15 protein-coding genes are annotated in these 21,096 nt (G+C 59.6%); 7 read left to right on the plus strand and 8 right to left on the minus strand.

Going from position 1 to position 21,096, the window contains the following annotated elements; all coding sequences use genetic code 11:
- Position 1 precedes the first annotated feature (1 nt).
- The 3 genes from cydD to ACJ8IP_RS00260 form a co-directional block, all read right to left on the minus strand.
- Positions 2–1,768 (minus strand): heme ABC transporter permease/ATP-binding protein CydD, encoded by a 1,767-nt coding sequence (cydD, locus tag ACJ8IP_RS00250; RefSeq protein WP_147837845.1) that lies wholly within the window; start codon positions 1,766–1,768, stop codon positions 2–4.
- A 240-nt stretch (positions 1,769–2,008) separates the two neighbouring features.
- Positions 2,009–2,980 (minus strand): thioredoxin-disulfide reductase, encoded by a 972-nt coding sequence (trxB, locus tag ACJ8IP_RS00255; protein WP_019454557.1) that lies wholly within the window; start codon positions 2,978–2,980, stop codon positions 2,009–2,011.
- Between the two features lie 158 nt (positions 2,981–3,138).
- Positions 3,139–3,579 carry a hypothetical protein gene (locus ACJ8IP_RS00260; RefSeq protein WP_129993320.1) on the minus strand — a complete coding sequence of 147 codons (441 nt, stop codon included), beginning with the start codon at positions 3,577–3,579 and terminating at the stop codon, positions 3,139–3,141.
- 55 nt (positions 3,580–3,634) lie between these two features.
- On the opposite strand from ACJ8IP_RS00260, the gene lrp reads away from it, so the two are divergent.
- The 5 genes from lrp (at position 3,635) to serS (ending at position 11,442) form a co-directional block, all read left to right on the plus strand.
- Positions 3,635–4,129, plus strand: a complete 495-nt coding sequence (gene lrp / locus ACJ8IP_RS00265; RefSeq protein WP_004928318.1) for a leucine-responsive transcriptional regulator Lrp — start codon at positions 3,635–3,637, stop codon at positions 4,127–4,129.
- 120 nt (positions 4,130–4,249) lie between these two features.
- Positions 4,250–7,876 carry a DNA translocase FtsK 4TM domain-containing protein gene (locus ACJ8IP_RS00270; RefSeq protein WP_164106152.1) on the plus strand — a complete coding sequence of 1,209 codons (3,627 nt, stop codon included), beginning with the start codon at positions 4,250–4,252 and terminating at the stop codon, positions 7,874–7,876.
- Between the two features lie 198 nt (positions 7,877–8,074).
- Positions 8,075–8,686 carry an outer membrane lipoprotein chaperone LolA gene (lolA, locus tag ACJ8IP_RS00275; protein ID WP_033642555.1) on the plus strand — a complete coding sequence of 204 codons (612 nt, stop codon included), beginning with the start codon at positions 8,075–8,077 and terminating at the stop codon, positions 8,684–8,686.
- Between the two features lie 67 nt (positions 8,687–8,753).
- Entirely contained in the window at positions 8,754–10,040 is a 1,287-nt protein-coding gene (locus ACJ8IP_RS00280) for a replication-associated recombination protein A (RefSeq protein ID WP_159085292.1), read from the plus strand.
- 109 nt (positions 10,041–10,149) lie between these two features.
- Positions 10,150–11,442 carry a serine--tRNA ligase gene (gene serS, locus ACJ8IP_RS00285; RefSeq protein ID WP_033642556.1) on the plus strand — a complete coding sequence of 431 codons (1,293 nt, stop codon included), beginning with the start codon at positions 10,150–10,152 and terminating at the stop codon, positions 11,440–11,442.
- Between the two features lie 53 nt (positions 11,443–11,495).
- On the opposite strand, the gene ACJ8IP_RS00290 is transcribed toward serS, so the two are convergent.
- Positions 11,496–11,861 carry a DUF1801 domain-containing protein gene (locus ACJ8IP_RS00290; protein WP_033650668.1) on the minus strand — a complete coding sequence of 122 codons (366 nt, stop codon included), beginning with the start codon at positions 11,859–11,861 and terminating at the stop codon, positions 11,496–11,498.
- Between the two features lie 163 nt (positions 11,862–12,024).
- Between ACJ8IP_RS00290 and ACJ8IP_RS00295 the strand changes: the two genes are divergently transcribed.
- Positions 12,025–13,176, plus strand: a complete 1,152-nt coding sequence (locus tag ACJ8IP_RS00295; RefSeq protein WP_033642558.1) for an MFS transporter — start codon at positions 12,025–12,027, stop codon at positions 13,174–13,176.
- Between the two features lie 49 nt (positions 13,177–13,225).
- On the opposite strand, the gene pflA is transcribed toward ACJ8IP_RS00295, so the two are convergent.
- The 4 genes from pflA to ycaO all read right to left on the minus strand — a co-directional run bounded on the left by pflA (position 13,226) and on the right by ycaO (position 19,668).
- Complete coding sequence (gene pflA / locus ACJ8IP_RS00300; RefSeq protein ID WP_031299859.1) at positions 13,226–13,966, minus strand: pyruvate formate lyase 1-activating protein; 741 nt, start codon at positions 13,964–13,966, stop codon at positions 13,226–13,228.
- Between the two features lie 280 nt (positions 13,967–14,246).
- Positions 14,247–16,529: a formate C-acetyltransferase gene (pflB, locus tag ACJ8IP_RS00305; RefSeq protein ID WP_004928286.1), complete on the minus strand. Its 2,283-nt coding sequence runs from the start codon at positions 16,527–16,529 to the stop codon at positions 14,247–14,249.
- A gap of 54 nt (positions 16,530–16,583) precedes the next feature.
- On the minus strand, positions 16,584–17,444 hold the full coding sequence (focA, locus tag ACJ8IP_RS00310) for a formate transporter FocA (RefSeq protein ID WP_019454548.1): 861 nt from the start codon (positions 17,442–17,444) through the stop codon (positions 16,584–16,586).
- A gap of 460 nt (positions 17,445–17,904) precedes the next feature.
- The gene (ycaO, locus tag ACJ8IP_RS00315; RefSeq protein ID WP_164106151.1) at positions 17,905–19,668 is read right to left on the minus strand and encodes a 30S ribosomal protein S12 methylthiotransferase accessory factor YcaO; all 1,764 of its coding nucleotides are present in this window, start codon (positions 19,666–19,668) and stop codon (positions 17,905–17,907) included.
- A 148-nt stretch (positions 19,669–19,816) separates the two neighbouring features.
- On the opposite strand from ycaO, the gene ansB reads away from it, so the two are divergent.
- Positions 19,817–20,863 carry an L-asparaginase 2 gene (gene ansB / locus ACJ8IP_RS00320; protein ID WP_033650671.1) on the plus strand — a complete coding sequence of 349 codons (1,047 nt, stop codon included), beginning with the start codon at positions 19,817–19,819 and terminating at the stop codon, positions 20,861–20,863.
- Positions 20,864–21,096 lie beyond the last annotated feature (233 nt).

Genomic DNA, 21,096 nt, shown 5'->3' on the forward strand with positions numbered 1-21,096 from the left:
ATTAAAGCTCCCCGCGGCGGTGGGCGATCAGAGTGGCGAACAGGCCCGGTTGGGCGCTGAGGGTGGCGTAATCGCCCTGTTGCACGATACGCCCGTTATCCATCACCCAAATCTGATCGTAGTCTTCGGTATCTTCCAGCTGATGCGTCACCAGCAGGGTGGTTTGTTGATGCGAAGCGGCATTCAACGCCTGCATCACCCGTTGTTCGCTATGGGCATCGAGGCTGGCGGCCGGTTCATCGAGCAGCAGCAAGCGGCGCGGGCCGATCAGCGCCCGGGCGACCGCCACGCGCTGCGCCTGGCCGACCGACAGACGGGCGGCGTTATCGCCCACTTCGGTGTCGAGCCCCTGTGGCAGATACGGCAACAGCTCGCTGACGTAGGCGTGTTCCACCGCCTGCTGCAGCTGCGTTTCGTCGGCCTGCGGGCAGCCCAGCAGGATATTGGCGCGCAAGGTTTGCGCCGGCAGGTGCGGGTTTTGCCCGACCCAGCTCAGCTGCTGCCGCCAGTTCTCTGCGGACAGGTCACGCAGTTCGATGCCGTTGACGGTCAACGATCCACGGTAGGGCAGGAAGCCGAGCAGCAGATTGAGCAGCGAACTTTTGCCGGCGCCGCTCAGCCCGACCAGCGCCACGCGCTGCTGCGGTTGCAGGGTGAAACTCAGCGGCCCGGCCAGCAACACGCCGTTCGGCGACAGAATTTCCAATTCGTTCGCCTGTAGCGTCAGCGGTTGCTCGGCGGGCAACTTCCGCGTGCCGTTGCCCATCTGCTCGCCTTCGGCGCGGAGGAAGGTTTCCAGCGCTTCCGCCGCGCCGACCGCCTGCGCCTTGGCATGGTAGAAGGTGCCGAGATCGCGCAGCGGTTGGAAGAACTCAGGCGCCAGAATCAGCACCAGAAAACCGGAAAACAGCGTTACGCCGAGGCCATAGCTGCCGAAGTTGAGTTCGCCGAGGTAAGAAAAGCCGAAATACACCGCCACTACGGCGATGGAGATCGACGCGAAGAACTCCAGCACGCCGGAGGAGAGGAAGGCCATGCGCAGCACTTCCATGGTGCGGCTGCGGAAGTCTTCGGAGGATTTGGCGATCTGCGCGGTTTCGGCCTGCGCGCGGTCGAATAGCCGCAGGGTGTCCAGGCCGCGCAGGCGGTCGAGGAAGTTACCGCTCAATCGCGCCAGCGCCACAAAGTTGCGGCGGTTGGCGTCGGCGGCCCCCATGCCCACCAGCGCCATAAACAGCGGGATCAGCGGCGCGGTCGCCAACAGAATCAAACCGGCGGCCCAGTTGATCGGGAAGACGGCGACCAAGATCAGCAGCGGGATAAACACCGCCAGATACATCTGCGGCAGATAGCGCGAGTAATAGTCCTGCATATCCTCGATCTGCTCGACGATGATGCTGGCCCAGCTGCCCGCCGGTTTGCCCTGGATCCAGGCCGGCCCGAGCTGCTGCAGCTTATCCAGCACCTGCCGGCGCATACGCTGGCGGATCACCTGCCCACACAGAAAACCGACCCGTTCCCGCAGCCAGCTCAGCAGCGCCCGCAGCGCGAACGCGACGGCCAGCCAGATAAACGAAGGGATCAGTTGCTCACGCGGGGTATGTTCGATGATCAGGGCGTGCAGCAGGCTGGCCAGCAGCCACGCCTGCGCCACGATCAGCAGGCCGCTGAACAGCCCCAACAGCATGGAAAGGCGCAGCCAACGCTGCGCTAACGAACTCTGGGTTTTAAGCCAACGGGTTAACTGTTGCTGTCTGGTTTTTTTCATCAGATATGCGTCTGCGTCGCCGGCGCCCGTTTGTTACGGGCTGGGTTAACGTATTGTTAAATAATAGTGTTTGGCGCAATCGGCGACAAACAAGCGAGGCCTCATGTTACCTCGTGACCCGGCAGACTGAAAAGAATAAAGCGGGCAAATATGGCTATAACAGATGGGAGGGAGAGATTGCTGAACCCAGAAACAAAAAAAGCGGCTCGAGAGCCGCTTTTTGCCGATGATGAAAACGTCTTAGCAGACTTCTGCGCCGGCGATGCCGTCCAGATAACGCTCTGCGTCCAGCGCCGCCATGCAGCCGGTGCCGGCGGAGGTGATCGCCTGACGGTAGATGTGATCCATCACGTCGCCCGCGGCGAAGACGCCGGGGATAGTGGTTTGGGTCGCATTGCCGTGAATGCCGGACTGCACCTTGATGTAGCCGTTTTCCAGCTCCAGCTGACCGCCGAAGATGCCGGTGTTCGGGCTGTGGCCGATGGCGATGAACACGCCGGCCAGTTCCAGCTCACGGGTTTCGTTTTCCGCTTTGGTGCTGCGGATACGCACGCCGGTCACGCCCATTTCATCGCCCAGCACTTCGTCCAGCGTATGGTCGGTGTGCAGCACGATGTTGCCGCTCTTCACTTTTTCCATCAGCCGGTCGATCAGGATTTTCTCCGAACGGAAGCTGTCGCGACGGTGGATCAGGTGAACCTCGGCGGCGATGTTTGACAGGTACAGCGCTTCTTCAACGGCGGTATTGCCGCCGCCGACCACCGCGACTTTCTGGTTGCGGTAGAAGAAACCGTCGCAGGTTGCGCAGGCGGAAACGCCTTTGCCCTTGAACGCGTCTTCGGAAGGCAGGCCAAGATAGCGGGCGGAGGCGCCGGTCGCGATGATCAGCGCGTCGCAGCTGTATTCACCGCTGTCGCCGAACAGGCGGAACGGACGCTGCTGCAGATCGACGCTGTTGATGTGGTCGAAGACGATTTCAGTCTGGAACTTCTCCGCGTGCTCGCGCATGCGCTCCATCAACGCCGGGCCGGTCAGGCCTTCGGCGTCGCCCGGCCAGTTTTCCACTTCGGTGGTGGTGGTCAGCTGGCCGCCTTGTTCCAGACCGGTGATCAGCACCGGGTTCAGGTTGGCGCGCGCCGCGTAGACGGCGGCGGTGTAACCGGCCGGGCCGGAACCCAGAATCAGTAATTTGCTATGTTTAGCCGTGCCCATGAATAACCTCTTTATTCCACAATGGCGGACAATGAAGCCGATTGTAGGGAAAATGGCGCAGTAAAAAAAGCGCCGGGCGACGTTGTTAACGATTTGTATGATAGTTGTCGCCTATTAATGCATCCGTTGTCGGTAAATCGGTCGTCGAACGCAGAAATTTAACTTATCAAAGCCGCATTCGGCCAGCGAATCGCCAACCGTGCAAAAACGGCGCACTCTGCGGCTTCCGCCGCTCCCGACCGGGGTTTATCAGCCAGCGATTCATAATCAAAAATGGGATGCAGACTTTTCATGACGGTACGTTGTTCTGATTTTGCTTCTTTTACTTTGACAATCCGCTGCGCATTTGCGAAAACATCATAGGAAGAAGAAATTATCCCCGTAACACCAGCAAATCGTACGTATTTGCGCCGCAAGGCAACGATACGCAGCGGGAGTGCGGAGCAGGGCGCGCAAGCGTTTGCTGATTTTTTCTCGACCGAAACATCGTTGCCGGCGCTGCGCGGAGTTGGACAGACAGGCTGCGCGGCGTGGAATGATGGTAGTGAAGAAGCACATGACAGGCATCGGGTCTTCGCTTGGAACGAACCCTTACACATTGACGTTGGCTAGGGTGTGGCAAGTGCACGGAAGAAAATAAGAGAGACAATAATAATGGCAGACAACAAGAAACGCCCGGGTAAAGATCTTGACCGTATCGACCGCAACATCCTGAATGAGCTGCAGAAGGATGGGCGTATTTCGAACGTCGAGCTTTCGAAGCGCGTGGGGTTATCCCCGACACCATGTTTGGAACGCGTGCGCCGCCTCGAGCGCCAGGGTTTCATTCATGGCTATACCGCATTGCTGAACCCGCATTATCTGGATGCGTCCCTGCTGGTTTTCGTGGAGATCACGTTGAACCGCGGCGCGCCGGATGTGTTTGAGCAATTCAACTCGGCAGTGCAGAAGCTTGAAGAGATTCAGGAGTGTCATCTGGTTTCCGGCGATTTCGACTACCTGTTGAAAACCCGCGTACCGGACATGTCGGCTTACCGCAAATTGCTGGGCGAAACCTTGCTGCGTTTGCCGGGGGTTAACGACACCCGTACCTACGTAGTGATGGAAGAAGTGAAACAGAGTAACCGTCTGGTTATCAAAACACGGTAAGGTGCAGGTGCAAAACCTGATTAAATTGGTTACACTCCTGTTTATTCATACAGTTTCGGCGCCGGGGCAGTTTCTCGGCGCTGTTGCTATGTCAGCTAACAGGAACCTGGAGAGCCTTTCTTGAGCCAGGAATATACAGAAGATAAAGAAGTTACCCTGAAAAGACTCAGCAGTGGCCGGCGTTTGCTGGAAGCTGTGCTTATCGTGGTAGCGATTTTTGCCGTTTACCTCATGGCTGCGTTGGTCAGTTTCAACCCGTCTGACCCAAGCTGGTCGCAGACCGCGTGGCATGAGCCGATTCACAATCTGGGCGGCGGTGTCGGGGCCTGGTTGGCCGATACGCTGTTCTTCACCTTCGGGGTGCTCGCCTACGCGATACCGCCGATCATGCTGGTCCTGTGCTGGGCGGCTTATCGCCAACGCAGCAACAGAGACTACATCGACTATTTCGCGCTTTCCCTGCGCCTGATCGGCACCCTGGCGTTAGTGCTCACCTCCTGTGGGTTGGCGGCGCTGAACGTTGACGATCTCTATTACTTCGCCTCCGGCGGCGTGATCGGCAGCCTGCTGAGCAACGCCATGTTGCCGTGGTTCAACGGCATCGGCGCTACGCTGGCGCTGCTGTGCGTATGGGCGGCGGGGTTGACGCTGTTTACCGGCTGGTCCTGGCTGGTGATCGCCGAGAAGATCGGCGGGGCGGTGTTGGGCGTTGCGACGGTGATGACCAATCGCTCACGCCGCGAAGAGCGCTATTTCGAAGATGACGAGCGTTACGTTGACGACGAGCCTGAGCAGGCAGGGAAGGGTGCCGCCGCAGCGGTTGCCGCGACCGCCGCCGGAGCCGCGGCCGCCGATGACGACGTGCTGTTCTCCGCGCCTTCGGTTACCGAAAGCGCCAAAGCGGCGGCGGAAGACGCCGCCGATCCGTTGCTCAGCGGCCTGCGCGCCGACGATGGTGAGCTTGAAGCAGAAGCCGCACCCAGCGCGCCGGTGGCTTCGCCTGCACCGGCGGTGAAGGCAGAGATCCACGAGCCCGTTGCTGCGCCGATCGCCGCTCAGGCGCCGTCGGTAACGGTGGCGCCGGCCGCGCCGGCCTCGGTCAATCAGCACCCGGTAAGTGCGCCGGCGCAAGACGCTACGCCGCCGCTGTATTCCTTCGAGATCCCGGAAGAAACGCCTGCGCCTAAGGCGACGCGTCCTGTCGATCCTTATCAGGATGACGATGAGCCGCGCCTTGGCAACTGGCAAGAGCCGGCCGCGCCGCAGCCGCCGGCGCGTTCTCCCTTTGATTTTACCGCCGCACAGCGTGACAGCGTTGACATCGGCAGTTCGAGCGGTTTCAGCGCCACCGGCGCTAAACCGCAGCCGGATACGGCGGCAGCCGCTGCTGCGGGCGTTGCGGCGGCGACCTTTATGCCGGCCTTCACGGCGACCAGCGACGGCAATCCGCAGGTTAAGCAGGGCATCGGTCCTGAGCTGCCGCGGCCGAACCCGGTGCGCATCCCGACCCGTCGCGAGCTGGCTTCCTACGGTATCAAGCTGCCTTCGCAGCGTGCGGCCGAACAGGAACAGCGCCAGACAGAGGCGGAGCCTCAACAGCTGACGGCGGCGAACCCGCAGGAAGAAGAGGCGCTGCAAGAAGCCGCGCTGCGCCAGGCGTTCGCCGAGCAGCAAAGCCAGCGCTACGGCGAAAGCTACGCGCCGGAGCAGGATGATGAACAGGCTCAGCAGGAGGCTGAGCTGAGCAAAGCGTTCGCCGAGCAACAGAGCCAGCGTTACGGCGAAGACCAGCAGGACGACGAAGCGGCGCGGCAAGAGGCTGCGCTGCGTCAGGCATTCGCCGAGCAGCAGCAGGCGCGTTATGGCCAGCAAGAGCCTGCTCCGCAGGCGCCGGCCGCCAGCCCGGTCGATACCCGCAATGCTTTCAGCTTCTCGCCAATGGCGGATCTGGTGGACGATGGCCCGAGCGAGCCGATGTTCACGCTGTCGCCGCAGCTTGAAGAGCGCATTGAACTGGAAAGCGAGCAAGAGGACGACGTGCCGTTCGGCCAGTTTGAGCCTGCGGCGCCGGCTGCTCAACCTCAGCAATCGCACCCGCAGCCTCAACAATACCAGCAGCCGCAGCAGCAACCGTATCAGCAGCCGCAACAACAGCCGCAGGTGCAGCAGCCTCAGCAACCTCAGGCCGAGCAGCATCCGGCGATGGACAGCTTGATTCACCCGTTCCTGATGCGCAACGATCAGCCGCTGCAGAAACCGACCACGCCTCTGCCGACGCTGGATCTGCTGACCGAAGCGCCGAAAGAAGTGGAGCCGGTCGATTCCTTCGCGCTGGAACAGAAAGCACGCCTGGTGGAGGCCAGCCTGGCCGATTATCGCGTGAAAGCCGATGTGGTGGACATCCTGCCGGGGCCGGTCATCACCCGCTTCGAGCTGGATCTGGCGCCGGGCGTTAAAGCGGCGCGCATTTCCAACCTGTCGCGCGATCTGGCGCGCTCTCTGTCGACTTCGGCGGTGCGCGTGGTGGAAGTGATCCCCGGTAAGCCTTATGTCGGTCTGGAGCTGCCGAACGCCAAGCGGCAAACGGTATATCTGCGCGAGGTGCTGGATTGCCCGGCCTTCCGAGACAACCCGTCGCCGCTGTCCATCGTATTGGGTAAAGACATCTCCGGCGAGCCGGTGGTGGCCGATCTGGGCAAAATGCCGCACTTGCTGGTCGCCGGTACCACCGGCTCCGGTAAATCGGTCGGGGTCAACGCCATGATCCTGAGCATCCTGTATAAGGCCACGCCGAAAGAAGTGCGCTTTATCATGATTGACCCGAAAATGCTGGAACTGTCGGTTTACGAAGGCATTCCGCACCTGTTGACCGATGTGGTCACCGACATGAAAGACGCCGCCAATGCGCTGCGCTGGTGCGTGGGTGAAATGGAACGCCGCTATAAGCTGATGTCAGCTCTGGGCGTGCGTAACCTGGCCGGCTACAACGAACGTGTCGATCAGGCCGAAGCGATGGGGCGTCCGATCCCGGATCCGTTCTGGAAACCGACCGACAGCATGGACATCACGCCGCCGGTGTTGGAGAAAGAGCCGTACATCGTGGTGATGGTCGACGAATTCGCCGATCTGATCATGACGGTCGGCAAGAAGGTCGAAGAGCTGATCGCCCGTCTGGCGCAAAAAGCGCGTGCGGCGGGCATCCACCTGGTGCTGGCGACCCAGCGTCCGTCGGTGGATGTGATCACCGGCCTGATCAAGGCCAACATCCCGACGCGTATCGCCTTTACCGTGTCGAGCAAGATAGACTCCCGCACCATCCTCGATCAGGGGGGCGCCGAGTCCTTGCTGGGCATGGGTGATATGCTTTATCTGGCGCCGAACTCCTCGATCCCGGTGCGCGTACATGGCGCATTCGTGCGCGATCAGGAAGTGCACGCGGTGGTCAAGGATTGGAAAGCGCGCGAGCGGCCCCAATATAAAGAGGGCATTCTCAGCGGCGGTGAAGACGGCGAGGGCGGTGCCGGCGGCGGTATGGACGGTGACGAAGAGCTGGATCCGCTGTTTGACCAGGCGGTGGATTTCGTGGTGGATAAACGCCGCGCCTCCATCTCCGGCGTACAGCGCCAGTTCCGCATCGGCTATAACCGCGCCGCGCGCATCATCGAACAGATGGAAGCGCAGGGCATCGTCAGCGAGCAGGGGCACAACGGCAACCGCGAGGTGCTGGCGCCGCCGCGGCACGATTGATGGTCGTTTAGCCATTGCAACTCAATAAGAAAGGGCCGCTTAAGCGGCCCTTGTGCAAAGAAGCGTAAACCCGTTTCTTCTCGGAACATTGGCCTACCGGCCGTTCGCCGGCTTCGGGTAAAGTAACGGGGTAAAGGGTTGATTTGACCCGCACGGCGCCGCCTTGCGGTTAACGCATTTCATAAGGTATCTGGAATAATGAAAAAACTGTTAGTTGCCTGCTGTCTGCTTTCGGGATTCGCTTCTACCTCCGTGCTGGCCGACGCCGCACAGGATCTGCAAAGTCGCCTGGCGAAGGTGAACAGTTTCCACGCCAGCTTCTCGCAAACCGTGACCAGCGCCGACGGCGCCGCGGTGCAACAGGGTGAAGGCGAGCTGTGGGTGAAGCGGCCGAACCTGTTCAACTGGCACATGACGTCACCCGATGAGAGCGTGCTGGTCTCCGATGGCCAAACCCTGTGGTTCTATAACCCGTTCGTTGAGCAGGTGACGGCGACCTGGCTGAAGAACGCCACCGGCAATACGCCGTTTATGCTGATCACCCGCAACAATGCCAGCGACTGGAAGCAGTACAACGTGAAGCAAAAGGGCGATGATTTCGAGCTGACGCCGAAATCCGCCAGCGGCAACCTGAAGCAGTTCGCCATCAGCGTGACCAACAGCGGCACCATCCGCAGCTTCGCCGCGGTGGAGCAGGACGGCCAGCGCAGCGCTTATACGCTGAAAAGCCAGCAGAACGTCACCGCCGATCCGGCCAAATTCAAATTTACCCCGCCGAAGGGGGTGACGCTGGACGACCAGCGCCAGTGAGGTGCAAGTGAGTAATAATCTGTCGCTCGATTTTTCCCAGAACGAGTTCCAGCCGTTGGCCGCGCGTATGCGGCCGAGCACGCTGGCGCAGTATATCGGCCAGCAGCACCTGCTGGCCGCCGGCAAGCCGCTGCCGCGCGCCATCGAGGCCGGGCAGCTGCACTCGATGATTCTATGGGGGCCGCCGGGCACAGGGAAGACGACGTTGGCAGAGCTGATCGGCCGTTATGGTCAGGCGGACGTCGAACGGATCTCCGCCGTGACCTCCGGGATCAAGGAGATCCGCGAGGCGATCGAACGGGCGCGGCAAAACCGCGACGCCGGCCGCCGCACTATTCTGTTCGTCGATGAAGTGCACCGCTTCAACAAAAGTCAGCAGGACGCCTTCCTGCCGCACATTGAAGACGGCACCATCACCTTTATCGGCGCCACTACCGAAAACCCGTCGTTCGAACTGAACTCGGCGCTGCTGTCGCGCGCCCGCGTCTATTTGTTGAAGGCGCTGACCGCCGAAGACATCGGCCAGGTGCTGGATCAGGCGATGAACGACAAGGCGCGCGGTTTTGGCGGCCAGAACGTCGAGCTGCCGGCGGAAACGCGCCGCCTGCTGTCGGAGCTGGTGGGCGGCGATGCGCGCCGGGCGCTGAACAGCCTGGAAATGATGGCGGACATGGCGGAGCTCGACGCCAAAGGCGTGCGGGTGCTGACGCCGGAGCTGCTGAAGGAGGTGTCGGGCGAGCGCAGCGCGCGCTTCGACAACAAGGGCGACCGTTATTACGACCTGATTTCCGCGCTGCATAAATCGGTGCGCGGTTCGGCGCCGGACGCCGCGCTGTACTGGTATGCGCGCATCATTACCGCCGGCGGCGATCCGCTCTATGTGGCGCGCCGTCTGTTGGCGATTGCCTCTGAAGACGTGGGCAACGCCGATCCGCGCGGCATGCAGGTGGCGATCGCCGCCTGGGATTGTTTCACCCGCGTGGGGCCGGCGGAGGGCGAGCGCGCCATTGCGCAGGCGATTGTTTACCTGGCCTGCGCGCCGAAAAGCAACGCGGTTTACACCGCGTTCAAGGCCGCCATGCGCGACGCCAAAGAGCAGGCCGATTATGACGTGCCGGAGCATTTGCGCAACGCGCCGACCAAGCTGATGAAGGAAATGGGGCTGGGGGCGGAATACCGTTACGCTCACGACGAACCCAACGCCTATGCCGCCGGCGAGAACTACTTCCCGCCCGAAATGGCCAACACGCGCTACTACCAACCGACCTCGCGCGGGCTGGAAGGGAAAATCGGCGAAAAGTTGGCATGGCTGGCTGAGCAGGATCAAAATAGCCCGACAAAACGCTACCGCTAGCGTGGCCGTTGCGGTAAGGTTAGCGGGTATCACTCTTCTTTTATGCGGCTATAAATCAGCCGCATAGAACAACAACACTTCTTTCAATAACAACAAGCACAGGATTAGCATGCTCGATCCCAATCTGCTGCGTAATGAGCTAGACGCAGTCGCCGTCAAACTGGCTCGCCGAGGCTTTAAACTCGATCTGGATCTGCTGCGTTCGCAGGAAGAACGCCGCAAAGTTCTGCAGGTAGAAACTGAAACGCTGCAAGCGGAACGCAACTCCCGATCGAAATCCATCGGCGCGGCCAAAGCGCGTGGGGAAGACATCGAGCCGCTGCGTCGCGAAGTGAACGAGCTGGGTGACAAGCTGGATGCCGCCAAGGCGGAACTGGATGCGCTGCAGAGCGAGATCCGCGATTATGCCCTGACGCTGCCTAATTTGCCGGACGACGCCGTGCCGGACGGTAAAGACGACAGCGAAAACCTGGAAGTCACCCGCTGGGGTGAACCGCGCCAATACGACTTCGCGGTGCGCGATCATGTCGATCTGGGCGAAATGGCCGGCGGGCTGGATTTTGCCGCCGCGGTTAAGCTGACCGGTTCGCGCTTCGTGGTGATGAAAGGGCAAATCGCCCGCATGCACCGCGCGCTGTCCCAGTTCATGCTGGATCTGCACACCGAACAGCACGGCTACCTGGAGGCCTACGTGCCTTACCTGGTCAACCACGCCACGCTGTACGGCACCGGCCAACTGCCGAAGTTCGGCGAAGACCTGTTCCATACCCGCCCGCTGGAAGAAGAAGCCGACAGCAGCAACTACGCGCTGATCCCAACGGCGGAAGTGCCGCTGACCAACCTTGTGCGCGACGAGATCGTGGAAGAGGAAACTCTGCCGCTGAAGATGACCGCGCACACGCCATGCTTCCGTGCGGAAGCCGGTTCTTACGGCCGTGACACCCGCGGTTTGATCCGTATGCACCAGTTCGACAAGGTCGAAATGGTGCAGATAGTCCGTCCGGAAGATTCGATGGATGCCCTGGAAGAGCTGACCGGCCATGCGGAGAAAGTGCTGCAGCTGCTGAACCTGCCTTACCGCAAGGTGCTGCTGTGCACCGGCGACATGGGCTTCGGCGCCTGCAAGACCTACGATCTGGAAGTGTGGCTGCCGGCGCAGAACACCTACCGCGAGATCTCGTCCTGCTCCAACATGTGGGACTTCCAGGCGCGCCGCATGCAGGCTCGCTGCCGCAGCAAGGCCGACAAGAAGCCGCGTCTGGTCCACACGCTGAACGGCTCCGGCCTGGCGGTCGGCCGTACGCTGGTGGCGGTGCTGGAAAACTACCAGCAGGCCGACGGTCGCATTCAGGTGCCTGAAGTGCTGCGTCCTTATATGGGCGGCCTGGAATACATCGGTTAAACGGCAAAGCATTTGAAAAAAGCGCCTGCGGGCGCTTTTTTTATGTCGGAAATTCAGTCTGTCGCCAGTGCGTAGGCCTGTTTAATGTAGTCCGCCAGGTGCTTGCTTTTCACTTCGGCGGGCGTGTGGAGCTTGATGTGCCGCCGATATTGGCCGTTGCCTTCAAGTTGCTGATAGCGATCTTCCAGTCGGTGCCCTTGGCCGAATTCCACCGTGACGTGACTGCGGTAGGCGAAAACGCCGCAGAAAAATTGAGTATGCGAGAACATGATGCCGCCGTATTTGACCGATTCGGTGACGCCACTGCCGCTCGCCGTGGCGACCCGGCGCACCTGTTGTACGATCTCCAGCAGCTCGCCGTGCGTGCTGCCGATGTCTGCCAGCAAGGTCTCGACCGCCGCATTATTTGCCTGACTCATCTCGCTTCTCCGTCGTTAAATCCGCTCTGCGCTGAGCATAGCGCTTTTTCAGCCGCTTAGCCGGAAACAAATCGTGCGCTGGAATGATAAGAGGCGATTGACTTTTTTATCGCCAGTGGCATGATGCGCGCACTCTCAATGCGCGTTCGGTCACAATTTCACTATGTCCGCTTACTCCCGCCCGGTGCTCTTATTGCTCTGCGGCCTTTTGCTGCTTACGGTATCCATTGCCGTTTTGAATACGTTAGTGCCGCTTTGGTTAACCCATGCTCAGCTGTCGACCTGGCAAGTGGGTATGGTCAGCTCCTCTTATTTCAGCGGCAACCTGTTGGGCACGTTGGTAGCGGGCAAACTGATCCAGCGCGTCGGCTTCACCCGCAGCTATCATCTCTCTTGTTTGCTGTTCGCCGCCGCGACCGCCGGCATGGTGCTGTCGATCGATTTCTGGAGCTGGCTGGGCTGGCGCTTCTTCGCCGGCGTCGGTTGCGCCTGGATCTGGGTGATCGTGGAGAGCGCGCTTTTGCGCAGCGGCAATTTGAGCAACCGTGGCCAGCTGCTGGCGGCCTATATGATTGTCTATTACCTCGGTACGGTGACCGGCCAATTACTGTTGAGCATGACCTCGACCGAATTGCTGCATGTGGTGCCGTGGGTGACCGCGATCGTGATCAGCGCCATGTTGCCGATGTTGTTCGCGCGGGTAAACCGCCATGAAGACGAGCCGCAGCAGGCGGCGGTATGGACAATGTTGAGACGCCGCAGCGCGCGCCTGGGCATCAACGGCTGCATCATCTCCGGCATTGTGCTCGGTTCGCTGTATGGCCTGATGCCGCTGTATCTCTCTCATCAGGGCATGAGCGACGCTAACGTCGGTTACTGGATGGCGCTGTTGGTCAGCTCCGGCATCGTCGGCCAATGGCCTGTCGGGCGCCTGGCCGATCGTTACGGGCGCCTGCTGGTGCTGCGCATTCAGGTGTTTGTGGTGATCCTCGCCAGCGTGGCGATGCTCGGCAACTACGCCATGGCGCCTTCACTGTTCATCCTCGGCTGCGCCGGCTTTACCCTGTATCCGGTGGCGATGTCCTGGGCCTGTGAGAAGGCAATGCCGCACGAACTGGTGGCGATGAACCAGGCGCTGCTGATGAGTTACACCATCGGCAGCTTGCTGGGCCCATCGATGACGGCGCTGCTGATGCAGAACTATTCCGACCGAGTGCTGTTCGTGATGATAGCCGCCGTGGCGCTGGTTTACCTGCTGATGCTGCTGAAAAAGCAGAAGCCGGATCGCCATCACACGCCGTTCGCCGCCGCCTGAGCATAAAAAAACCGGCCATGAGCCGGTTTTTTCTTTGGCGCTGCGTCAGTCAGTAAATCACTTTGTGGCCGTAGCTTTCCAGGATGCCTTTGACGCGATCCATGGTCTCGGCCTTCGGCGGATGCACGCCGTCCAGTTTGTACTCTTCCCCCATCGCTATCCATTTGTGCTTGCCCAGCTCGTGGTAAGGCAGCAGCTCGATTTTCTCGATGTTGGTCATGTCTTTGGTGAACTCGCCCAGCAGGTGCGCCGATTTATCGTCGTCTGACCAGCCCGGCACCACCACGTAACGGATCCAGGTGCGCTGGTTGCGTTTCGCCAGATAGCGGGCGAATTCCAGCGTGCGGTGGTTGGAGACGCCGACCAGATTCTGGTGGATCTCGTCGTTCATCTGTTTCAGATCCAGCATCACCAGATCGGTGGTGTCCAGCAATTCGTCGATCACCGGATCGTAGCGGCGCACGAAGCCATTGGTGTCCAGGCAGGTGTTGATGCCTTCGGCATGGCAGGCGCGGAACCAGTCGCGCACGAATTCAGCCTGCAGGATCGCCTCGCCGCCGGACGCGGTCACGCCGCCGCCGGAAGCGTTCATGAAGTGGCGGTAGGCCACCGCGTCTTTCATCAGCTCTTCGACGGTCACTTCTTTGCCGCCGTGGGTGTCCCAGGTGTCGCGGTTATGGCAATAGAGGCAGCGCATCAGGCAGCCCTGGAAGAAGACGATAAAGCGGATCCCGGGCCCATCGACGGTGCCGCAGGATTCGAAGGAGTGGATGCGACCAGTTACTGACATTGCGGGGTTTTCTCCAATATGGACTGTCAAACGCAGTCTAAAAATAGGCGCGTGGCCGCCGGCCAGGTATCTGCGATGCAGCGGCGGGGGATCCGCCACCGGGGGTAATGATGCCTGTCGGCCGGTCAGTTGCCGGATAACTGTTTTGCCGGCTATCCATTCAGTATAGATATCCGGCAAAACAGACTCGCACAGAGTCAGGGGAGAGCGGTGGGAGAAAAGGGCCGGCAGAACCGGCCCCGACGTTGGCACCGGGCGGTTTCCCGCCCGGTCGGCGTTATTACATCGTTTGAGTGAAGGTACGAGTAATGACGTCCTGCTGTTGCTCTTTGGTCAGCGAGTTGAAGCGCACGGCGTAACCGGAGACGCGGATGGTCAGCTGAGGGTATTTCTCAGGATTTTCCATCGCGTCCAGCAGCATTTCGCGGTTCATTACGTTGACGTTCAGATGCTGACCGCCTTCGATGGAGGCTTCATGGTGGAAGTAACCATCCATCAGGCCCGCCAGGTTGGCTTTACGCACGTCGTCGTCTTTACCCAGCGCGTTAGGCACGATGGAGAAGGTGTAGGAGATCCCGTCTTTCGCGTAGGCAAACGGCAGTTTGGCTACCGAGGTCAGGGAGGCGACTGCACCTTTCTGGTCACGGCCGTGCATCGGGTTGGCACCTGGGCCGAACGGTGCGCCTGCGCGGCGGCCATCCGGGGTGTTACCGGTTTTCTTACCGTACACCACGTTGGAGGTGATGGTCAGTACGGACTGAGTCGGTACCGCGTTGCGGTAGGTGCGCAGTTTCTGAATTTTCTTCATGAAACGTTCCACCAGGTCGCAGGCGATGTCATCGACGCGGGCGTCGTTGTTACCGAACTGCGGATACTCGCCTTCCACTTTAAAGTCGATAGCCAGGCCGTCTTCGTCGCGAATGGTGGTGACTTTCGCGTACTTGATGGCGGACAGGGAATCGGCCGCAACGGACAGACCGGCGATGCCGCAAGCCATGGTGCGATAAACGTCACGGTCATGCAGCGCCATCAGCGCAGCTTCGTAGCTGTACTTGTCGTGCATGTAGTGAATGATGTTCAGCGCGGTCACGTACTGCTTGGCCAGCCAATCCATAAAGTGGTCCATGCGGGCCATGACTTTGTCATAGTCCAGCACTTCGTCCATCATCGGCGCTTCTTTCGGGCCGACCTGCATTTTCAGTTTCTCGTCAACGCCGCCGTTGATGGCGTACAGCATGGTTTTCGCCAGGTTGGCGCGGGCGCCGAAGAACTGCATTTGCTTACCGACGATCATCGGGCTGACGCAACAGGCGATGGCGTAGTCATCGTTGTTGAAGTCAGGACGCATAAGGTCGTCGTTTTCGTACTGTACGGAAGAGGTGTCGATGGACACTTTCGCCGCGAATTTCTTGAAGTTCAGCGGCAGCTTCTCAGACCACAGGATGGTCATGTTCGGCTCCGGAGACGGCCCCATGGTGTACAGGGTGTTCAGGAAGCGGAAGCTGTTTTTGGTGACCAGGGTACGGCCGTCGACGCCCATACCGGCCAGGGATTCAGTCGCCCAGATTGGGTCACCGGAGAACAGTTCATCGTACTCAGGGGTACGCAGGAAGCGCACCATACGCAGTTTCATCACCAGGTGGTCGATCAGTTCCTGCGCTTGCTCTTCGGTCAGTTTGCCCGCCTTGATGTCGCGTTCGATGAACACGTCGAGGAAGGTAGACACGCGGCCGAAGGACATGGCGGCGCCGTTCTGGGATTTCACCGCGGCCAGGTAGCCGAAGTAGGTCCACTGCACTGCTTCTTGGGCGCTGGTGGCCGGGCCGGAGATGTCGTAACCGTATTTGGCGGCCATCTCTTTGATCTGAGCCAGAGCGCGATGCTGTTCAGCGATCTCTTCGCGCAGCTGGATGGTCATTTCCAGGTCTTCGCCGTTTTCCAGTTTTTCCTGCAGCGATTTGAACTGGTTCAGCTTGTCGGCCATCAGGAAGTCGATGCCGTACAGCGCCACGCGGCGGTAGTCGCCGATGATGCGGCCACGGCCGTAAGCGTCTGGCAGACCGGTCAGCACGCCGGATTTACGGCAGTTCAGGATGTCTTTGGTGTAAACGTCGAATACGCCCTGGTTGTGGGTTTTACGGTATTCGGTGAACACTTTTTTCAGCTGCGGATCCAGTTCGCGGCCGTACACTTTGCACGAACCTTCGACCATTTTGATGCCGCCGAACGGGATCAGCGCGCGTTTCAGAGGGGCGTCGGTCTGCAGACCCACGATGGTTTCCAGCTCTTTGGCGATGTAACCCGCGTCGTGAGAAACGATGGTTGAAGCAACGTTGGTGTCGAAATCAACCGGCGCATGAGTGCGGTTTTCCAGTTTGATCCCTTCCATAACCTTGTCCCACAAGGTGGTGGTGGCTTGAGTTGCGCCAGCCAGGAAGGATTCGTCACCTTCATAAGGCGTGTAGTTTTTCTGGATGAAGTCACGAACGTTGACTTCATTCTGCCAGTCACCCTTGCTGAAACCTTCCCAAGCGTTGGCTAATTTCTCGTTAAGTTCGGTCATTGTACACCTACCTTTGATTGTGGATTTCTAACTCTGCACGCGGTAACTCACAGCTTAGTGCTGTTCGCGGCCCCCGCGCAGATAAATTACCCAGTAAGTCAACCCAACCAGCAGACCGCCGCCGATGATGTTACCAATGGTGACCGGAATCAGGTTGTCGATGATGAAGTTGCTTACTGTCAGATGAGCGAATTGCTCAGGTACCGCCCCTACGGCTTGCCAGAATTCCGGCGTGGCGAAGTGTTTGACCACGATGCCCATAGGGATCATAAACATGTTGGCGATGCTGTGTTCGAAGCCGCTGGCGACAAACATACCGACCGGCAGCACCATGGCGAGCATCTTGTCGGTCAGGGTACGGCCGGAGTAGCTCATCCAGACCGCCAGGCAGACCATCAGGTTAGCCAGAATGCCAAGGCAGACGGCTTCGATAAAGGTGTGATGCAGCTTGTGGTCCGCGGTTTGCAGAACATTCAGGCCCCACTGGCCGTTGGCGACCATATACTCGCCGGAGAACCAGATCAGCGCCACGAAGAACAGCGCGCCGACCAGGTTGCCGAGATAAACGTTCAGCCAGTTGGCGCCCAGTTGGCCCCAGCTGATGCGGCCGCTGGCCTTGGCGATGACGATAAGCACGGTAGAGGTGAACAGGTCGGCGCCCGACACCACTACCAGCATTAACCCGAGAGAGAAGCAGATGCCGCCGACCAGTTTCGCCAGCCCGAAAGGCACGCCGGCGGTGCCGGTGGTCGCCGTAATGTAGAAAACGAAGGCGATGGAAATGAAGACACCGGCGGTGATCGCCAAATAAAACGTTTTCAGCGGATGTTTGGTGGCTTTATACACGCCGGCATCTTCAGCGATTTTCGCCGTTGCCGCAGGTAAAATCAGATCGAATGGGCTGTCAGTTTTCAAACTAACTCTCGCTCTTAAGGGTTAAAACAACGCAATGAGATACTAGCAAAGCAGTATAGGGGAAAATTTGATTTGGATCATAAGGCGGGGAAGTAGAGCGCCAAAATGGCATGTTTTCTGTGTGGTTTTTATGGTTAATTTATTGAATTTAAACAAAAAACAATTTTTTAATGTTTGCAATTTTTTTTGAATTCACCCGATGTGCCGAGGGTGTCAAAGTTAAATTTTTAGGCGTTTTGTCGCCGTTCGTCGCTGAAAGTTTAATTATCGGTTAATTATTATTTCACCGTCCGGCAACAATCGCCGGTTTATTTATTCTTATGCTCGTTTAACCGCCTATTTTCCTGCGGGAAAATAAAACAGAATGCGTTGAAATAAACCGCAAAATGAAAACGCCGCAGCGGAGTGCGGCGTTTGACCGGGGAGGGTACCCCAAAAGTGGCGGTACCCCCAATGGCGATTAGGCCTTGGCCCAGTGACGGCGCTTGGCCGCCTGCAGTTTCTCGTAGGCCGCCAGCAGCGCCTGATGGGCCGGCAACGCCTTCAAATCGGCATCGACGGCGAACAGCCCGTTGAAGCGCTCTTCACCGCTGATGGCGGCCGAGGCCGCGTCCACCGCTTCCTGGCCGTACATTTTCACGAACGCGGTATAGTATTGCGCCGCTTCGCGCTCAGGCTCCTGTGCCAGCAGCAACAGCGTTTGCAGGCAACGGTAGTAGTTGCTGCGCGCCGGGCTCAGCACCGAGGCGTTGAAGTCCTGCGTCCATTCGGTCCAAATCAGCGCCTGATCCAGATCGCCGCCCGCCAGCGCCAGCATCGACTTCAGCTCGCCCACGCGCAGGGTATACCAGGCGTTGTCTTTGCCGCTGGCAATGCCCAGCAGTTCGCGTACGCGGGTGAAATCGTCCAGCCCTTCGTCGTCCAACTGCTCGATCAGCGCCAGGTATTCTTCCGGCTCCCACTCGCTGCCCGGCAACGCCAGCAGCGTATCGCGCAGGTGCGCGCCCATGCTGTTGTTGGCCAGCAGCAGGTCTTCCGCCGGGTAGATATCGGACATGCCCGGCACGATGATGCGGCAAGCGTAGACGCCCAGGTGTTCGTAGTCGGCGATGTACACTTCCGCGTCTTCTTTGTCGAAGATGCTCATCAGGGTGGCGAACTCTTCCTGCGTGCTGCCGCTGAAGCTCCAGTCAACGAACGGATAGTCCGCGTCCTGCTTGAACAGATCCCACGAGATCAGGCCGCTGGAGTCGATGAAGTGCGTTTCCAGGTTGGTGTGTTCCGCCACTTCTTCGTCATCGAAGGTCGGCGCGGTGAACACGTCGAGATCTTTCAGGCTGCGGCCCTGAAGCAGTTCGGTCACCGTGCGCTCCAGCGCCACGCCGAAGTCCGGGTGCGCGCCGAACGAGGCGAAGCAGGTGCCGTTGGTCGGGTTGAACAGCACCACGCAGATCACCGGGTAGTTGCCGCCCAGCGAGGCGTCGTAGGAGAGGATTGGGAAACCTTCCTCTTCCAGCTTGGCGATGGCTTCCACCACGCCCGGGTAGCGGTTCAGCACCTCTTCCGGGATCGCCGGCAGGCTGATGGATTCGGCGATAATGCGGTTTTTCACATAGCGCTCGAACACTTCCGACAGGCCCTGCACGCGCGCTTCGTTGGCGGTGTTGCCGGCGGACATGCCGTTGGAAACATACAGGTTGCCGATGATGTTCATCGGAATGTACACCGTTTGCTGATCGGACTGACGGGTGAACGGCAGCGCGCAGATGCCGCGATCGGCATTGCCGGACTGCAGATCGACAAGATCGCTGGCGCTCAGCTCTTGTTGCGGATCGTAGAAGGCGTGCAGACGCTCGTCGAGGATGCCGGCCGGCAGCGCATCGTCCGCCGGGATCGGGAACCATTTCTCATTCGGGTAGTGCACGAAGTCGCCTTCGGCGATCTGCTTGCCCAGATAGAAATCGGCGAAGAAGTAGTTGGTGGACAGGCGCTCGAAATATTCACCCAGCGCAGAGGCCAACGCGGCTTTTTTGCTGGCGCCTTTGCCGTTGGTGAAGCACAGCGGACAATCGCGATCGCGAATGTGCACCGACCATACGTGCGGCACCGGGTTCAGCCAGGAGGCTTCTTCGATGTTGAAACCGAGATCGCTCAGTTTCTGCTGGAAACGGGCGATGGAATCTTCCAGGGCGGCGTCTTTACCGGGGATAAAAGTTTGCGTCATTGTCTTCACTTTTTGCGCGTACTAAAAACGCGCAATGATACGGGGTTTTACGCTGGAGCTCCACGTATTCCTAAAGCGGCGGCAAAGTCACAGTTTTTTTAAGGATAAAGGCCATAATTCAGCGAGTTATCTGTCACGGAGAAATCTAATGAAATCAGTGAAACTCAGCGTGTTAACCCTTTTGTTGACCGGCGTCAGCGCCTCGGCGCTGGCGCTGCCCAACATCACCCTGCTGGCGACCGGCGGCACCATCGCCGGCGGCGGCGATTCGGCGACGAAATCCAACTATACCGCGGGCAAACTGGGCGTCGAGGCGCTGGTCGATGCGGTGCCGGCGCTGAAGAACATCGCCAACGTGCAGGGGGAGCAGGTGGTTAACATCGGCTCGCAGGACATGAACGATCAGGTCTGGCTGACGTTGGCGAAGAAAATTGACGCCGACTGCGGCAAAACCGACGGCTTCGTCATCACCCACGGCACCGATACGCTGGAAGAGACGGCCTATTTCCTCGATCTGACGGTGAAGTGCGACAAGCCGGTAGTGCTGGTCGGGGCGATGCGGCCGGCGACGGCGATGAGCGCCGACGGCCCGTTCAATCTGTATAACGCGGTGGTGACGGCGGCGGATCCGCAATCGGCCAACCGCGGGGTGCTGGTGGCGATGAACGACAGCGTGCTGGACGCACGAGATGTCACTAAAACCAGCACCACCGCCGTGCAAACCTTCCAGTCGCCGAACTTCGGCCCGCTGGGATACATCCACAACGGCAAGATCGATTATCAGCGTTCGCCGCAGCGCAAGCACACCCGGGAGACGCCGTTCGACGTCAGCAAGCTGAACGAACTGCCGAAGGTCGGCATCATTTACAACTACGCTAACGCCTCCGATGCGCCGGCCAAGGCGCTAATCGCCGAAGGGTACCAGGGTATCGTCAGCGCCGGGGTCGGCAACGGCAACCTGTATAAAACCGTGTTCGACACTCTGGCGACGGCGGCGCACAACGGCGTGGCGGTGGTGCGTTCTTCGCGCGTGCCGACCGGCGCGACCACCGAGGATGCGGAAGTGGACGACGCCAAATACGGTTTCGTGGCCGCCGGCACGCTGAATCCGCAAAAAGCGCGCATTCTGCTGCAGCTGGCGCTGACGCAAACCAAAGACGCGAAGCAGATCCAGCAAATGTTCAATCAGTACTGATCGTTTTCTCTCCTGCGGGGGCCGTCCGGGCTCCCGCAGCCATCTCGGCTGAATACAGCATAAAACACCGCGTTAACCCGCTGAATTTCCCCATGTCGCAGGGTTTTATCGTCCAAAAAAACGCGCCGGCCGCAGAGCCTGTCATAACCCGGCGCGCCTGTTTGCCGCCGGCGGGCGAATAAGCGTTGCAGCCATGGGGCGTGAGTGATAAAACCGAAGGGTTGGTTAACGCG

Source organism: Serratia sp. CY52157 (genome assembly GCF_052168495.1).
Taxonomy (GTDB): domain Bacteria; phylum Pseudomonadota; class Gammaproteobacteria; order Enterobacterales; family Enterobacteriaceae; genus Serratia; species Serratia ureilytica.

Coding starts and splice junctions, on each gene's coding strand:
- ACJ8IP_RS00280 (WP_159085292.1), top strand. CDS start 8,754: ATGCGGCCGAGCACGCTGGCGCAGTATATCGGCCAGCAGCACCTGCTG.
- ACJ8IP_RS00290 (WP_033650668.1), bottom strand. CDS start 11,861: ATGAGTCAGGCAAATAATGCGGCGGTCGAGACCTTGCTGGCAGACATC.
- lrp (WP_004928318.1), top strand. CDS start 3,635: ATGGCAGACAACAAGAAACGCCCGGGTAAAGATCTTGACCGTATCGAC.
- serS (WP_033642556.1), top strand. CDS start 10,150: ATGCTCGATCCCAATCTGCTGCGTAATGAGCTAGACGCAGTCGCCGTC.
- lolA (WP_033642555.1), top strand. CDS start 8,075: ATGAAAAAACTGTTAGTTGCCTGCTGTCTGCTTTCGGGATTCGCTTCT.
- ansB (WP_033650671.1), top strand. CDS start 19,817: ATGAAATCAGTGAAACTCAGCGTGTTAACCCTTTTGTTGACCGGCGTC.
- ycaO (WP_164106151.1), bottom strand. CDS start 19,668: ATGACGCAAACTTTTATCCCCGGTAAAGACGCCGCCCTGGAAGATTCC.
- trxB (WP_019454557.1), bottom strand. CDS start 2,980: ATGGGCACGGCTAAACATAGCAAATTACTGATTCTGGGTTCCGGCCCG.
- ACJ8IP_RS00260 (WP_129993320.1), bottom strand. CDS start 3,579: ATGTGTAAGGGTTCGTTCCAAGCGAAGACCCGATGCCTGTCATGTGCT.
- cydD (WP_147837845.1), bottom strand. CDS start 1,768: ATGAAAAAAACCAGACAGCAACAGTTAACCCGTTGGCTTAAAACCCAG.
- pflA (WP_031299859.1), bottom strand. CDS start 13,966: ATGTCAGTAACTGGTCGCATCCACTCCTTCGAATCCTGCGGCACCGTC.
- ACJ8IP_RS00295 (WP_033642558.1), top strand. CDS start 12,025: ATGTCCGCTTACTCCCGCCCGGTGCTCTTATTGCTCTGCGGCCTTTTG.
- pflB (WP_004928286.1), bottom strand. CDS start 16,529: ATGACCGAACTTAACGAGAAATTAGCCAACGCTTGGGAAGGTTTCAGC.